The 14,721-nt window shown below is 76.0% G+C and carries 13 protein-coding genes and 1 tRNA gene; 7 read left to right on the forward strand and 7 right to left on the reverse strand.

Going from position 1 to position 14,721, the window contains the following annotated elements; all coding sequences use genetic code 11:
* The first annotated feature begins 124 nt into the window (after positions 1–124).
* Positions 125–766, forward strand: a complete 642-nt coding sequence (locus tag ACIRST_RS22140; RefSeq protein ID WP_402803957.1) for a DUF3592 domain-containing protein — start codon at positions 125–127, stop codon at positions 764–766.
* A gap of 60 nt (positions 767–826) precedes the next feature.
* Here ACIRST_RS22140 and ACIRST_RS22145 read toward each other — a convergent pair whose 3' ends face one another.
* The gene (locus ACIRST_RS22145; protein WP_350519569.1) at positions 827–2,371 is read right to left on the reverse strand and encodes an alkaline phosphatase family protein; all 1,545 of its coding nucleotides are present in this window, start codon (positions 2,369–2,371) and stop codon (positions 827–829) included.
* A gap of 193 nt (positions 2,372–2,564) precedes the next feature.
* Here ACIRST_RS22145 and ACIRST_RS22150 point away from each other — a divergent pair, with 193 nt between their 5' ends.
* Positions 2,565–3,329, forward strand: coding sequence for a GntR family transcriptional regulator (locus ACIRST_RS22150; RefSeq protein WP_402803761.1), 765 nt, complete (start codon positions 2,565–2,567; stop codon positions 3,327–3,329).
* A 240-nt stretch (positions 3,330–3,569) separates the two neighbouring features.
* A complete protein-coding gene (locus ACIRST_RS22155) occupies positions 3,570–4,265 on the forward strand; it encodes a hypothetical protein (RefSeq protein ID WP_402803763.1) in 696 nt (231 codons plus the stop codon).
* A gap of 68 nt (positions 4,266–4,333) precedes the next feature.
* Here the strand turns inward: ACIRST_RS22155 and ACIRST_RS22160 are convergent, their stop codons facing one another.
* Positions 4,334–5,587 carry an MFS transporter gene (locus ACIRST_RS22160; RefSeq protein WP_402803959.1) on the reverse strand — a complete coding sequence of 418 codons (1,254 nt, stop codon included), beginning with the start codon at positions 5,585–5,587 and terminating at the stop codon, positions 4,334–4,336.
* Between the two features lie 107 nt (positions 5,588–5,694).
* Positions 5,695–6,993 (reverse strand): aminotransferase class V-fold PLP-dependent enzyme, encoded by a 1,299-nt coding sequence (locus ACIRST_RS22165; RefSeq protein ID WP_402803765.1) that lies wholly within the window; start codon positions 6,991–6,993, stop codon positions 5,695–5,697.
* On the opposite strand from ACIRST_RS22165, the gene ACIRST_RS22170 reads away from it, so the two are divergent.
* From ACIRST_RS22170 to ACIRST_RS22180, 3 genes are all read left to right on the forward strand, one after another.
* Positions 6,992–8,395, forward strand: a complete 1,404-nt coding sequence (locus ACIRST_RS22170; protein WP_350519564.1) for a PLP-dependent aminotransferase family protein — start codon at positions 6,992–6,994, stop codon at positions 8,393–8,395. The genes ACIRST_RS22165 and ACIRST_RS22170 overlap by 2 nt on opposite strands.
* 284 nt (positions 8,396–8,679) lie before the next feature.
* On the forward strand, positions 8,680–9,024 hold the full coding sequence (locus ACIRST_RS22175; protein ID WP_402803767.1) for a hypothetical protein: 345 nt from the start codon (positions 8,680–8,682) through the stop codon (positions 9,022–9,024).
* Position 9,025: 1 nt separating this feature from the next.
* Complete coding sequence (locus ACIRST_RS22180) at positions 9,026–10,027, forward strand: tyrosinase family protein (protein ID WP_402803769.1); 1,002 nt, start codon at positions 9,026–9,028, stop codon at positions 10,025–10,027.
* 61 nt (positions 10,028–10,088) lie between these two features.
* Here ACIRST_RS22180 and ACIRST_RS22185 read toward each other — a convergent pair.
* Positions 10,089–10,157, reverse strand: a tRNA-Glu gene (locus ACIRST_RS22185).
* A gap of 294 nt (positions 10,158–10,451) precedes the next feature.
* Between ACIRST_RS22185 and ACIRST_RS22190 the strand changes: the two genes are divergently transcribed.
* A complete protein-coding gene (locus tag ACIRST_RS22190; protein ID WP_402803961.1) occupies positions 10,452–11,450 on the forward strand; it encodes an AraC family transcriptional regulator in 999 nt (332 codons plus the stop codon).
* A gap of 259 nt (positions 11,451–11,709) precedes the next feature.
* Here the strand turns inward: ACIRST_RS22190 and ACIRST_RS22195 are convergent, their stop codons facing one another.
* From ACIRST_RS22195 to ACIRST_RS22205, 3 genes are all read right to left on the reverse strand, one after another.
* Positions 11,710–12,045, reverse strand: coding sequence for a hypothetical protein (locus ACIRST_RS22195; RefSeq protein WP_350519560.1), 336 nt, complete (start codon positions 12,043–12,045; stop codon positions 11,710–11,712).
* Between the two features lie 287 nt (positions 12,046–12,332).
* On the reverse strand, positions 12,333–13,331 hold the full coding sequence (locus ACIRST_RS22200; protein WP_402803771.1) for a DUF4232 domain-containing protein: 999 nt from the start codon (positions 13,329–13,331) through the stop codon (positions 12,333–12,335).
* Between the two features lie 147 nt (positions 13,332–13,478).
* Positions 13,479–14,537, reverse strand: coding sequence for an alpha/beta fold hydrolase (locus ACIRST_RS22205; RefSeq protein WP_402803773.1), 1,059 nt, complete (start codon positions 14,535–14,537; stop codon positions 13,479–13,481).
* Positions 14,538–14,721: the final 184 nt, after the last annotated feature.

The raw sequence follows: 14,721 nt of genomic DNA on the forward strand, positions 1-14,721 counted from the left end.
GACGGGCGGGCGGCATCCGCGCCCGCATCCGCGCCCGCTCCGCCGGCGGAACCGCGGGGAGCCGATCACCGTCTCCCAGGCGGTGGTTCGTAGCCACGGCAAACGGTTTCCACGGGGGGTGGACATGTCGGACGGCGGCGTCGTCTGGTCGGTGCTCGGTGTCGTCGGGTCGGCCGCGGGAGTGGCGGCCCTGGCCGCGGTGGTGCTCCGGGTCAGACTGCGGGCGCGGATCCTGGCGCAGGGGCTGACGGCCCAGGCCCGGTGCCTGGAGACCTTTCTGACGACGGAGACGTGGGGAACGGGCTCCGAGCGGCACACGTCCACCGAACGGCACGTGATCATGGGGTTCCGCACCGCGGACGGCCGGGACGTCCGGTTCCGGGACCGTCCCGGCGCCCTTCGCGTGGTGGGCGACCGGGTGCCGGTGCGGTACCTGCCCGAGCGGCCGCAGCGCGTGGTGACCACCGACCGGCACCCGTCCGGGGTCACCGCTCCCCTGGTCGCGGGGGCCGTCGCCGGCCTGGTGGTCGTCGCCGTCGGGGTGCTCTGCGCCGTCGCCGGTCTCCGGGGCGTGCACGGTGAGGCGGACGCTCCGGCGCCGCTGACGTCCCCGGGCCCGCAGGTCCCCGGTCATCAGGTCCCCGATCATCAGGCCCCGGAGCCGGGCTGGGTGCCCAGCGGCTATCCCACCCACGTCGTCTGCACCGCGGGGTCCGCCCACCCCCTGTGCCCCGGTACGTTCTCCGGCCCGACGTCCTTCCACTGAACCTCCGGGGCGGGCGGGGCGCACCGGGTCCGGCGCGCCCCGCCCGTGGGCCGTACCGGGTCAGGAGGTGGTGAAGGTGACCTGGTCGACGGTCCAGAAGGCGCTGTTGGTGCCGGTGTAGCGGAACTGGAAGCGGGCAGTGGTGGCGCCGGCCGGGACGGTGACGGGCAGGTGCTCGACGGTGTTGAGGTCGCTGCGGTAGGACTTCACCAGCTGCGGGGCGCCGTTGTCGAAGACCACGTACACGTCGCCGGTCTGCGGGCCGTCGACCTTGTAGTCCGTCGCGAAGGAGAGCGTGCCGCGGCCGGGGCCGGCCACCGGGTAGGCGGGGCTGACCAGGGTGGAGTCGAACTGGCCGGCGCCGTGCGCCTTGTCGTCCCACTCGTCGGAGTCGGCGACGGCGAAGACGTTGCGGGCGCGCACGTTGGTCTCGCGGGACTGGCCGAGCTGGGTGGCGGTCCAGAACTCGTCGGTGGCGAAGGCCCAGCCGCGCCACTCGGTGACGCCGCCGCTGGGCATCCGGGAGTTGTCGATGCTCCAGCCGGCCGGCGGGGTGTGGGTCCAGCCCTTCACGGTGGCCGGGATGCCGCTCTCGTCGACGCGGGTCTGCAGGCTGGGGCGCAGCGCGTCGAAGGCGTCGGGGGTGATCTCGTCGATGGGCTTGCCGTCGAGCTGCCAGGCGGGGTCGATGGCGGCGCCCTCGTGCTTGAGGACGGTGGGGGCGATGTCGACCGGCTTGACGTCGTAGCGGCGCGAGCCGGGGGTGTAGCCGGTGCCGTCGGCGATCAGGAAGGTCTGGCGCTCGTTGGCGCTGTTGCCGCCGTGGCCGCCGGCGTCGGTGTGGCCGTGGTCGGTGGTGACGAGGATCAGCCAGTCCTCGTCGCCGTACGTGGGGCGGGACTTGACGGCCTGGACGACCTGGCCGACGAGGGCGTCGACGGAGTGGATGGCGGCCAGGTAGTCGGCGCTGGCGCCGCCGTGGGCGTGGCCGGCCTCGTCGACCTCGTCGAAGTGCAGGAAGGTGGTGTCCGGGTTGCCGTGGGCGAGGTAGTCGGCGGCGTCGGAGGCGGTCTTGGGGTCGTTCTCGCTCTCCGGGATGCGCAGGTCGGCGCGGCCGTTGAAGACGTTGGCGGTGATGGGGTTCCAGGAGCCGATGACCAGGGTGGAGGCGGCGGGGTCGGCGTTCTCCAGGCGGGTGGCGAAGTCGGGGTAGAGGTCGAAGCGGGCGCCGGTGAAGGTGTTGTCCTTGACCTGGTGCTTGTCGGGCCAGGCGCCGGTGGCGATGGTCGACCAGCCGGGGCCGGACAGGGTGGGCGCCAGCGGGTTGGCGTAGAGGTTGCTGGTGGCGGTCGTGCCGGCGGCCATCAGGGCCTTGAGGTTGGGCGCGTCGGCAGTGAGCAGCTTGTCGTAGCGGGTGCCGTCGATGCCGATGACCAGGGTCTTGGCCTGCTTGGTGCCGTTCGGCAGGCCCTGGTACGAGCCGTCCGCGGCCGCGGAGGTGGTGGTGGCGGCCGAGGCGGCGGCGGACAGCGGGATCAGCGCGGCGACGGTGGCGGCGACGGTCGCGATGGCGGCAGCGGTGCGGGTGGAGCGGGAGGTGCGCAACGGGGGCTCCCAACTGGGCGGCGGGTCGGTGCAGTTGCACCGGCACCGAGGATGGGGCGGCCGGGCGAGGCGGGGCCCTCTCCGAATCCACGGTTGTATGAACAACCGCCGAAATTCAGTCCAGACCGGTTATCGTTCCGTGACCTTTCGCCCGGGCGCGGCCGGTCCACGGGCCGCTCGGTAGGCTTGCGCGGTGAACCACCCCACCCCCCGGGCCGGTGCCGAACCCGCCCGCGCCGGCGTGCCCGAGCACGGCCGGGTGCCCAAGTACTACCTGGTCAAGGCCCGGCTCGAAGAGCTCATCGCCGACCTGGGCCCGGGTGGCCGGCTGCCCACCGAGGCCGATCTGGCGCAGCGTCACGGCGTCGCCCGCGCCACGGTCCGTCAGGCCCTGCGCGAGCTGCTGCTGGAGGGCCGGCTGCGCCGCCAGGGCCGCGGCACGGTCGTCGCCGGGCCGAAGATCGAGCAGCCGCTGGCTCTGACCAGCTACACCGAGGGCGTCACCCGCCAGGGTCTGCGCCCCGGCCGCACCCTCGTCGCCCTGGACCGCCTGCCCGCCGACCCGGCGCTGGCCGAACGCCTGGACGTCGCCGAGGGCGCGCCGCTGTGGCACCTGGAGCGCGTGCTGCGCGCCGACGAGGAGCGCGTCGGGCTGGAGTCCACCTACGTGCCCGTCGCCCGGGTCCCGGACCTGGACCGGGACTTCGACCCCGAGGGCTCCTTCTACGGCTACCTGCGCGACCACGGCGTCCACCTCGGCGCCGCGGACGAGCGCATCGAGACCGTCCTCGCCACCCCGCGCGAGGCACTGCTCATCGGCACCCCGCCCGCGCTGCCGATGCTCCTGCTCCACCGTCGCAGCCTCGACGCCGCCGGCCGCCCGCTGGAGCAGGTACGCGCCCTCTACCGCGGCGACCGCTTCAGCTTCACCCTCGCCCTCGGCGCCCCGCCCGCCTGACGGGGCCACCCGCCCGAGGGCCCGTCCGGGCGGGACGGGCCCGGATGGAGTCGACGAGAGGGTCGCCCCGGAGCTGCCGGCCCACCTGCGGGCGGTCGAGGAGGACTTCGTCTGCGCCCTGCCGGCCGGCTGAGGGCCCCGGGCGGGGTCGCGGCCGGACCCACCGGCTGTCGGAGGCGGCGCGTACGTTGTCCTCGTCCCCGCCCGCCGCAGCACTCACCGCACTCCCCGGAGACCGTGATGACCTCCGCCGCCGAGCACGGCGTCGCCCTGACCGAGCGTGCCATCGCCGCCGTCCTGGCCGATCCGCAGCGCCCCGTTCTCGATCACGACCGCTTCGCCGGCCCGTGGGTGGACGGGCAGCCGCGGCCGGTGCCGCCCGGGGTGCTGGCGGGGGCGGTGTTCCCGAGCGGGCGGCCGCTGCCGCCGAGCCTGCGGCGGTGGCTGGCGTTCGACTCCGGGCTGCTGCGGCGCTTCGGCTGGTTCGCCGAGGACGGCGGGAGCGGCGGGGGCAGCGGGAACGGCGAGCGCAGCGGGGACGGCCTGGTGTTCACGCCGCGTCCGCTCGGCGAGATCGCGGCCGCGGAGTTCGGCGAGGGCTGGGGCCTGCCGTTCGGGGCGCTGTCGGAGCGCTTCGACGAGTGCTTCCTGCTGCCCGGCGGCTCGGACTCGCGCCGGGTGCTGGCCACCGGGGCGGCCGACGAGCACGGCGAGTACCCGGTGTTCGCGCTGGACGTCGACGACCTGCCCTGCATCGAGCTGATGTACCCGGGCCTGGACGTGTACCTCGCCGACACCGCCGGCCTGCCGGTGCGCCGCGGCCGGGGCTACTCCGCGCTCGCCGCCGACCCGGTGTACCTGCGCCGGATGCACGCCCACGCCCGCAACCACCTCGGCGGGCAGATGCACGAGTACTGCCTGGACTGGCCGGCCTGACGGTCCGGGAACCGCCGGGGCCGGGCCGGTGCGCGACCGGCCGGCCCCGGGTGTTCCGGGCGCGGCGCTCAGGTGCCCGTCGGCCGCCGCGCCGCCGCCGGCAGGCTGCGCAGCCGGCTGACCGGCGAGAGCACCAGGGCGACGACGACGGCCGCGGAGCCGACCGCGGCCACCGTCAGGGCGCCCCGGGCGCCGAGCCGGCCGGTGAGCAGGCCGGCCGACAGCCCGCCGAGGGCGCCGCCGCCGTACAGCAGGGTGCGGAAGGCCGCGGTCATCCGGCCCATCATCGACTGCGGGGTGACGGCCTGGCGGAGGCTGACGATGACGACCCCGGCCACGCCGAGGCCCAGGTAGGTGGTGAAGAAGGACAGCACGAACATCGCGAGCATCACCGGCCGGGGCCCGGCGGCGGCGGGGATCAGGCCCGGGCCGAGCAGCAGCGCGGTCTGGGCGGTCAGGTAGACCCGGCCGAGCGGGAAGCGCGCGATGACCCGCCGGGAGACCAGGGCGCCGATCAGTCCGCCGACGGAGGCCGTCGCGAGGACGGTGCCGAGGGCGGTCGAGCCGAGGTGCAGGTCGTGGGTGCCGTAGAGCAGGAACATCGTCCACACCGTGACCATCGAGAAGTTGCAGCAGAAGCCGACCAGGGCCAACGCCCGCAGCACCCGGTCCCGCAGGACCCAGTCGAGGCCCTCGCGCAGTTCGCGCCACAGGTGCCGTCGGGCGGCCGGTGCGGGGCGCGGCTCGGGGGTGCGGATCAGCAGCAGGGACAGGACGGACACCGCGTACGAGCAGGCGTCGACGACCAGGGCCACCGGGGCGCCGAGGGCCGACACCAGGACACCGGCCAGCCCGGGCCCGGCCACGTCGGCGGCCGAGGAGGCGGCGCTCATCTTCGCGCCCGCCTCGACGTAGTGCTCGGGGCTCCTGACCAGCACCGGCACGTACGACATCCAGCTGACGTCGAACACCACCGAGGCGGTGCCGACCGCGCAGGCGATCGCCATCAGCACGGGCAGGGTGAGCGCGTGCCACCAGTAGAGCAGCGGGACGAGGGTGAGCAGGAGCAGCCGCACCAGGTTGGCGCCGAGCATGACCGGCCGGCGCCGGGCCCGGTCGGTCCAGACGCCGATCAGCAGGGCGAGCCCGAGGTAGGGGACGAGCTGCAGGAAGCGCAGCAGGCCGACCTGTTCGTCGCTCGCGCCGAAGGCGCCGATGGCGGTCAGCGGGAGTGCGAGGTTGGTGACCTGGGTGCCGAGCAGGGAGACAGTCTCGCCCAGCCAGAACCGCAGGAAGTCGGCGTTGTGCCACAGTCCGGGCAGGGCAAGCTTTTCCGCGACGGAGCCGGCGACGGAGCCGGCCGCCCGGACGGAGCCGGCGGCCTCGCCGTCGTACGGCCCCGCGTTCGCCGCGGCGGCGGAGGTCTCGGTCACCGGGTGCTCCCGGCGAGTTCGGCGACGGCCGCGGCCACCGCGTCGACCTCGTCCTCGGTGTTGTAGTAGTGCGGCGACAGCCGCAGGCACCACTCCACCTCCTTGTCGGCGAAGTCGTACTGGGCGAACTCCCGGTAGCTGAGGGCGGAGTTGATGCCGCGGGCGTCCAGGGCGGCCTTGAACGGATCGGCCTGCCGGCCCTCGACGGCGAAGGTGACCAGCGCGGCCGGGGCGGGCCCCCGGTCGAGGGTCCGTACGCCGGGCAGGGCGGCCAGGTGCCCGCGTAGCCGCGCGGCCAGGGCGGGGGTGCGCCGGGCGACGGCCTGCGGCCCGACCCGCAGGGCGTAGCGGACGGCGGCGGCGCAGCCGAGCACGGTGGCGTACGGGAACTCCCATTCCTCGAAGCGGGCGGCGGTGTCGACCGGCCGGTAGTGGCCGGGGGCGACCCAGCGGGCGCCGTGCATGTCGATGTGGAGCGGTTCGTGGCCGGCCGTGAGGACGCGGTCGGAGACGTAGAGGAAGCCGGAGCCGCGCGGGCCGCGCAGGAACTTGCGGCAGGTGGCGGTGAGCAGGTCGCAGCCGATCTCCTGGACGTCGACGGGGAGTTGGCCGACGGACTGGCAGGCGTCGACGAGGTAGAGGAGGTCGAGTTCGCGGCAGTGGCGGCCGATCTCGGCGACCGGCTGGACGAGTCCGGAGTTGGTGGGCACGTGGGTGGCGGCGACCAGGCGGGGTCGGTGGGTGCGCATCAGCGCGGCCATGGCGTCGACGTCGACGCCGCTGCCGTCGGCGTGGTCGGGGGCGTGCACGATCTTCACGCCGTGGCGCTTGCGCAGGGAGAGGAAGGCGATCTGGTTGGAGACGAAGTCGTTGCGGGTGGTGAGGACGGTGTCGCCGGGGCGGAAGTCGATCGAGGACAGGGCCTTGCTGTAGGCGTGGGTCGCGCTGGCGGCGAAGGCGATGTTGGCGGGGCGGGTGTTCAGGAGTTCGGCGAGCGAGGCGTGGAAGTCGGCGGTCTCGGCGGCGCGGGCGGCGGCGGCCTCGTAGCCGCCGACGGCGGCTTCCAGGTGCAGGTGGTCGAGCATCGCCTGCAGGACCGGACGGGCCGTCAGTCCGCAGCCGGCGTTGTTGAAGTGGATCACGGTCTCGCAGCCGGGGGTGTCGGCCCGCAGGGCGGCGATGTCGAGGAGGGGGCCCGCACTGCCGGGGAGCGGCTCCGCACTGCCGGGGAGCGGCTCCGCACGGCCGGGGAGCGGTTCCGGACTTCCGACGAAAGCGCTATTGTCATCCTTCATGTCTGACGGTAGCAGTATCGAGACGCTGGTGGCGATCCTCCGGGGCGAGGTCGCCCGCCTGTCCCCCGGCGACCGCCTGCCCAGCAGCCGGGACCTGATCGCCCGTCACGGCGTCGGCCCGGTCACGGTCTCCCGCGCCATCGCCCTGCTGGCCGCCGAGGGCGCGGTGGTCACCCGCCCCGGCAGCGGCACCTACGTCGCCGCGCGCCGGCCCCGCCCGGCCGGCGGCGAGCCGGACACCTCCTGGCAGGAGGTGGCCCTGGCGGGCCGTCACGTCCCGCCGGCCGCGCCCGACGAGCAGCCGGAGCGCCTGCCGCCCGGCACCGTCGCGCTGTCCGGCGGGTACCTGCACGAGAGCCTGCAGCCCACCCGGCTGCTCGGCGGCGCCCTGGCCCGGGCGGCCCGCCGACCGGACGCCTGGCACCGCGCCCCGGCGGCGGGCCTGTCGACGCTGCGCACGCTCTTCGCCCGGCAGGTGGGCGGCGACGTCGGCCCCGAGGACGTCCTGGTCACCGGCGGCGGGCAGGGGGCGCTGTCCATGCTGTTCCGCGCCGTCGCCGCACCGGGCGACCCGGTGCTGGTCGAGTCGCCGACCTACCCCGGCGCGCTGGCCGCGGCCCGCTCCGCGGGGCTGCGCCCGGTGCCCGTGCCGATGGACGACCGGGGGCTGCGCCCGGACCTGCTCGCCGACGCCTTCGCGATGACCGGCGCCCGCCTGCTCTACTGCCAGCCCACCTTCCACAACCCCACCGGCACCGTCCTCGCCCCCGAGCGGCGCCGGCAGGTCGTGGACGTGGCGCGCGCCGCCGGGGCCTTCCTGGTCGAGGACGACTTCGCCCGGCTGCTCGGCCACGGCCGGCCCGTGCCGCGCCCGCTGGTCGCCGACGACGGCGACGGCACCGTCGTCCACCTCGGCTCGCTGACCAAGCCCGCCTCGCCCAGCCTGCGGATCGGCGCCGTCATCGCCCGGGGCCCGGTCATGCGGCGGCTGCTCGGGATGCGGCGCGTCGACGACTTCTTCATCGCCCGCCCGCTGCAGGAGGCGGCCGTCGAGCTGCTCAGCACCCCCGCGTGGGAGCGCCACCTGCGCACCCTGTCGGGCGCGCTGCAGCAGCGCTGCGCCGTGCTGGCCGACGCGCTGGCCCGCGAGCTGCCCGACTGGACGCTCCACCGGGTCCCGGAGGGCGGTCTGCACCTGTGGCTGCGGCTGCCCGCCCACCTCTCGGAGGCGGACGTCACGAGCGCGGCCCCGGCCCACGGGGTGTCCGTCAACCCCGGCCGGCCGCACTTCCCGGCCGAGCCGCCCGCGGCCCACCTGCGCCTCGGCTTCGCCGCCGCGGCCGAGCCCGCCGAACTCGCCGAGGCCGCCGCCCGCCTGGCCGCCGCCACCCGCGCGAACTGACCCGCGCCCGGCCGGTCCGCACCCGGCCGCCCCGCACCGGCCCACCCGCACCCGGCTGACCCGCCGTCCGGGCCCCGCCGTCCGGGCAGGGCAGCCGGGCCCCGGCGGCCGGGCCGGGGCGGGGTCACCGTCCGTACACCCCGGCGCTCCTGACCGGCCGCCCCGTCGCGCTGCGTGCCCGCCGGCCCGCCGAGCTGCACGGGCCCGGCCGCGGCGGGAAGGTGGGAGACGGACGGCGCCCGCAGTCCGGCGGCGCGCCGGCGCCGCGACCCCGGGACGCAGACATGGACCCGAGCCTCACCCCGGCCGACCTGGCCGCCGCAGCCGACCCGCACACCTTCGGCACCTACCTCGCGGGCATCGCCCCCGCCCCCGGCCACATGGGCACCGACCACCACCCCGGCCGTTCCTCGTCCGTCCGCACCGCGGAGTACGAGGGCCACCGGATCAGGATCGTCACCACCTACGACATCACCGTGGACGACCACCCGCTGCCCGCCGGGCTCGACGTGGACGACGACGGCGTGCTGTCCTGCCACGGCCTGCCCGCCTACCAGTTCTACTCCGCGGTGGACACCGTGAAGGCGCTGATCCGCCACTTCCCGGGCCGCTTCCGGGAGGGCCGCTGAGATGCCCGTCGTCCGGAAGAACATCCTCGCCGACGCGACCGCGCGCGACGACTACCTCGCGGGCGTCCTCGCGCTCAAGCAGGAGCGGACCGCCTTCACCACCGACCGACTCGGCGTCCCCGGGCCCTCCGCACCGGTGTTCACCTACGACCAGTTCGTGATCTGGCACTGCTGGACGATGATGACCCCCGTCCCGCCGGGCGGCAGCCCCCGCAAGCGCAACGCCGCCCACCGCGGACCGGTCTTCCTGCCGTGGCACCGCGTGATGCTCGGCCTGCTGGAGACCAGGATCCAGCAGATCCTGGGCAAGCCCGACTTCGCCCTCCCCTACTGGGACTGGTCCGCCGACGGCGACCTCGGCTCGCCCAAGGACGCCACCGTCTTCACCGCGGCCTACCTCGGCGGCGACGGCGACCCGGTCTCCACCGGCGCGTTCGCGCACCGCCCGGACGATCCGGCCGCCTTCACCGTCCGCATCGAGAGCGACCTCGACGGGATGCCCGTCCAGAGCGACCCGCCGCGCGGCCTGCGCCGCTCCTTCGCCACCGACTGGCCCACCCTGCCGACCGGCGACGAGGTCAAGAGCACGCTCGCCTACCAGCCCGCGGCGCCCGCCGCCCACCCGACCGACCGCTACGACACCCCCGGCTTCGACTCCTCCTCCCGGGGCTTCCGCAACCTGCTCGAAGGCTGGATCCCGCGCGATCCCGTCCGCCCGGTCCACATGCACAACCAGGTCCACGTCTGGATCGGCGGCGACATGGCGCCCGGCACCTCGCCCAACGACCCGGTGTTCTTCCTGCACCACTGCAACGTCGACCGGATCTGGGAGGGCTGGATGAACCGCTACGGCCGGCTCTACGCGCCCGACATGACCTTCCCCGCGGCCACCTACCGGGGCGAGCGGATCGGCGACCCGATCGTCTCCCCGCTCGGCCCCTCCGCGACGCCCGGGTCCGTGCTCGACATCTCCTCGGTCTACACCTACGACGCGCTGCCGTGAGAAGGCCCCGCACAACGAGCAGGGGCGGAAGTCGAAAACGACTTCCGCCCCTGCTCCTCGGAGCGCCGGGCCCGAATCGAACGAACCCCTCCCGCTGAAAGCGGGCGTGCTACCGCTGCACCACCGACGCATGTCCCGGCAGGATCCCGACCGCTTTCGCGATCTTGTCCTGCTGACGAGGAAGAAGTTACCAGCTCATGATCGGAAAAGGAAAACCGGCGGCCGGCCCCCTCCCGGCCGCCCTCCCCCGCCCTCCCCCGCCCACCCCGCACTCGTCGCACCGTCACCGCCCCCTTACGCTCGGGCCAGCCGCCACGAGGCCCGGTGCCCTCGGGCCGGGGGCCTCGCGGACGGGCCGGACGACGGGCGCGCAGGAGGGAGCGGGAGCGTGGGCGCGGGGACGGCGGGCACGGGGACGGCGGGCGTGTTCCGGGGCGAGGAGGTGCCCGCGAAGGAGCGGTTCGACTGCTGGCGGGAGCTGATCGGGCGGACCCGGGACAGCGAGATGACCAGTGCGCACGCCGCCGACTTCCAGGCGGAGATGCGGCGCCTGGAGCTGGGCCAGGTGACCCTGCTGAGGTCCTCGTTCCCGCCCGCGCGGTTCCGGCGCACCGCCGCCAGGGTGCGGCGGTCCGACCCGGAGGTCTACCACCTGACCCTGGTGCTCGACGGCGGCCTGTCGCTGGCCCGCGACGACCGCGGCCCGACGGCCGTGTTCGGCCCCGGCGAGCTGTACGCGCTCGACAGCTCGCAGCCGTACGACGTCCGGGGCCTGGGTGCGCGCACCGCCGGCCGGGGGCCCCGCCGGGTCGAGGCGCTGGGCGTCGACTTCCCCGTCTCCGCGCTGCCGGTGCCGCCCGACCGCGCGCGCGAACTGATGGGGCGCGGCTTCTCCCGGCGCGAGGGCACCCCGGCCCTGCTCGCCGACTTCCTCGTCGGCCTGGACCGGCAGGCCACCCTCCTGGGACCGGCCGAGGCGCCCCGGCTGGGGACCGTCGTGGTCGACCTGGTGTCCGCCTGGCTGGCGCGGGAGCTGGACGCCGAGGCGGCGGTGCCCGACGACGCCCGCCGGCGCGCCATCGTCGAGCACGTGCGCGCCTTCATCCGGCGCAACCTCCACGACCCCGGGCTGACCCCGTCCGTGATCGCCGCCGCGCACCACATCTCCGTCAGCTACCTCCACCGCGTCTTCAGCCAGCACACGCAGGGCGAGACGGTCGCCGCGTGGATCCGCGGCCGGCGGCTGGAGAAGGCCCACCGCGACCTCGCGGACCCGGCACTGCGCGCCCTGCCGGTGCACGCCGTCGCCGCGCGCTGCGGCATCACCCGCCCCTCCGACCTCAGCCGCGCCTTCCGCGCCGCGTACGGGCTCTCCCCCAGCGAGCACCGCCACCGCGCGCTGTCCGGGCGCGCGGGCGGCTGAGGCCACCGGACCGGAAACCACCGGCCGGACGGGTAGCCGGGCGGACGGGTGGCCGGCGAGTCGACACAGTGCCGTCGACGCAGTGCCAAGGAACTGTCGACGCAGCGCCAACGCGGCCGCGCCGCGCCCTGGCATCCTCCACGGGTGGACACCGGCGGCGTGCCGCCGTCGGCCGCCCCGCGCGGGACCGCGACGGACCGTGGGGCCCGGCACGCCACGGGGGAGCGTGCCGGGCCCCCGGCCGTGGAGCGGCGCCGGGTCAGACGTAACTGACCCAGCCCCGCAGGGCGGTGGTGTTCGGCGGGCAGTACACCCGCACGTTCTGGAAGGTCGTGTACGGGCCGGCCGTCCGCGTGGTGTTGTTCGAACAGCTCACGTTCACCCACCACTTGGTGGTGCCGGTGGCCGAGCAGGAGATGGTGAAGTACTGCTGGGTGCCGTCGCTGCCGAACGTGCCGGTGCTGCAGTTGACGCTCAGCACGGCGGCCGGCGCGGCGCTCTGCGCCTGGGCGGCCGGGGCCGCGACGCCCAGGGCCGCGGCGGCGGCCGCCGTCACGAGGAAGCCGGCGATCCTGCTCCTGGTCCGGGTGCTCACAGTGGGTCCGCCCTCGGGGTCGAAGTGGCCGGGGTGACGTGCCGTCGCGCCGGGCCGCCGACCGTGTCCGTCGGCGCTGCGGCGACTCTAGGGATCCGCCCGCCCCGTGCGCATATGACGGCGGGAAACCCACCGCACCGCCCGGGGGCAGCGCTCTTTCCCCCGCTCCCCCGCAGTCCTGGGGCGCGGCGGTGCCCCCGGGACGGACGGGGCACCCCGGCGGGCCGGGGAACGGCCGGAAACGGCCCCCGCCCGCGGCCCCTCCCGCGCCCGGTGGGGGCGGCCGGTCAGCCGGCCCCGGCCGGGGGCCTGGTGGCGGGGGGCTGCGCTGCGGCGTCCTCGCGGGCCCAGGCGCCGATGCCCAGGCGGCCGGTGGTGCCCAGGTCGAGTTCCGGGGTGACCATCACCGGGGCCGCGTCCGCGGTGGCGCGGACCCGGGCGTAGGGGGCGTTCACCGGGGCGCCGTCCCCGGTGGTGTTGCGCCACACCAGGGTGGCGCGGGCGCCTTCGCCGGGGCGCAGCGCGATCTTCTGCGGCGGGGTGTCCGCGCCGGTGCCGGTGGCGATCCCGGCGCCGCCGGAGAGCAGCCGCACCCCGTCGACGGGCCGGTGTTCGGCGTCGAGCAGCTGCAGTGCGGGGTAGCCGTCGAGGTTCACGGTGGCGGTGCCGCAGTTGCGCAGGTGCAGGCCGACCGCGCGCAGGCCCATCGCGGCGTCGCCGTCGTCGGCGTACAGCCGCAGGCCGGAGGGCGGGCAGGGGCCGCCGGGCTGCGGGGCCTCGACGCTGGGCACGCTGCGGACCTTGACGATCTCCACCTGCGGTGTGGTGCCGGGCCGGGCCGGGGTGGGGCCGGGGAGGTCGAGCTGCCCGGTGGCGGTGGCTCCGGGCGCGAGCGCCGTGACGGTCCGGGTCACGTTCTCCGGCGCGCCGCCGACGGCCCCCGGGGAGCGGCTGAACACCACGGTGACGTCGTACGGTTCGGCGTTCGGGTTGGTCACCTCGTACTGCGCGCAGGCCGGGCCGACGGCGGTGATCCGCACCCCGTCCCGGGCGGGCCGGGAGGGCGCCGGGGTGCCGCCGGCGGGCGTCGGCCGGGGCGTTGCGCACGGCGCGGCGCCGCCGGATGCCGTCGGTGCGCCGGCTCCGGCCGCCTCGGCTGCGGCCGGGTGGGAGCCGGCCGGTTGGGAGCCGCAGCCGGTGAGCAGGGCGGCGACCGCGGCGAGGGTGAGGGCCGCGGCGGGCCGACGGGCCGTCAGTGCGGTGGCGGGCTTCTCGGACTGGCGCATCGGCCGAGTCGATCACGCTTCGCACCCGCACGGCTGTGAGCCGGGCCACTCGCCGTGCAACAGGTCTGCAATGGCCGCCGCCGGCTCCCCGCGGGCGTTCCGGGGAGCCGGGCTCGGCGTTGTGCTCCGGCAGGGCCGGGGGACGCGTCAGAGCCGGTCGGCGTCGAGGACCGCCCGGGCGAAGTCGGCGGGCGCCTCCTGGGGCAGGTTGTGGCCGACGTCGGCGAGCGTGCGGTGGAGGTAGGGGCCGGTGAAGTACTGCCGGTAGCCGGAGCCGTCGCCGGGGGCGGTGAAGGGGTCGCGCCCGGCGTCGAGGGTGACGGTGGGGACGGCGATGCGCGGCCGCGCGGCGAGCCGCTGCTCCAGCCGGTCGTAGCGGCGCTCGCCGTCGGCCAGGCCCAGGCGCCAGCGGTAGTTGTGGATGACGATCGCCGCGTAGTCGGGGTTGTCGAAGGCTGCGGCGGTGCGCTCGAAGACGGCGTCGTCGAAGGCCCAGGTCGGGGAGACGGTCTCCCACACCAGGCGACACAGGGCGCGCCGCTTGTCCCGGTCCTCCATGGCCAGGCGCCCGCGCTCGGTGGCGAAGTAGAACTGGTACCACCAGGTGTGCTCGGCGGCGGCCGCCAGCGGCTCCTTCTGCATCTCGACGTCGGTGACGAGGTACCCGCTGACCGACACCAGCGCCCTGACCCGCTCGGGCCACAGCGCGGCGACGATGTCGGCCGTGCGCGAGCCCCAGTCGAAGCCGGCCAGCACCGCCCGCCCGATCCCCAGCGCGTCCATCAGGGCGACGACGTCCGCCGCGACCGCCGCCTGCTGCGCGTTGCGCGGCGTACGGGCGTTCAGGAAGCGCGTCGGGCCGTGCCCGCGCAGGTAGGGGACGATGACGCGGTAGCCCTGCGCGGCGAGCAGCGGGGCGACGTCGACGTAGCTGTGGATGTCGTACGGCCAGCCGTGCAGGCAGATGACCACCGGGCCGTCGGCCGGGCCGTCCTCGGCGTAGCCGATGTCCAGCACTCCGGCGCGGACCTGCGCCAGCCGGGCGAAGCCGGTCCGCCCGGCGGCGCCGGCCGGCCCGGCCTGCGGCGCGGGGGCGGCGGGGGCGGCGGGAGTGGCCTCCGCGGACGCCGGAAGGGCGGCCAGGGACAGCGCGCCCGCGCCCGCCCCGAGCCCGACGGCCCTGGTGAAGGTGCGCCTGTCGATCATGCTCGTTCCTCCGTGGTGCAGCTCGCGTGGGCCGGCCGCGCGGACCGGCGGCCGGCACCACCCACTGTGGCCCCGGCCGGCGATCACGCACATCGGTCACTTGACGCCCGGTCACCGCACGGGTGACGGACGGATGACTGCACCGCCCCGGGGCACGCGGGCCGCGGGAGGGCGCGCGGGCCGC

This window comes from Kitasatospora sp. NPDC101447, assembly GCF_044767225.1.
Classification (GTDB): domain Bacteria; phylum Actinomycetota; class Actinomycetes; order Streptomycetales; family Streptomycetaceae; genus Kitasatospora.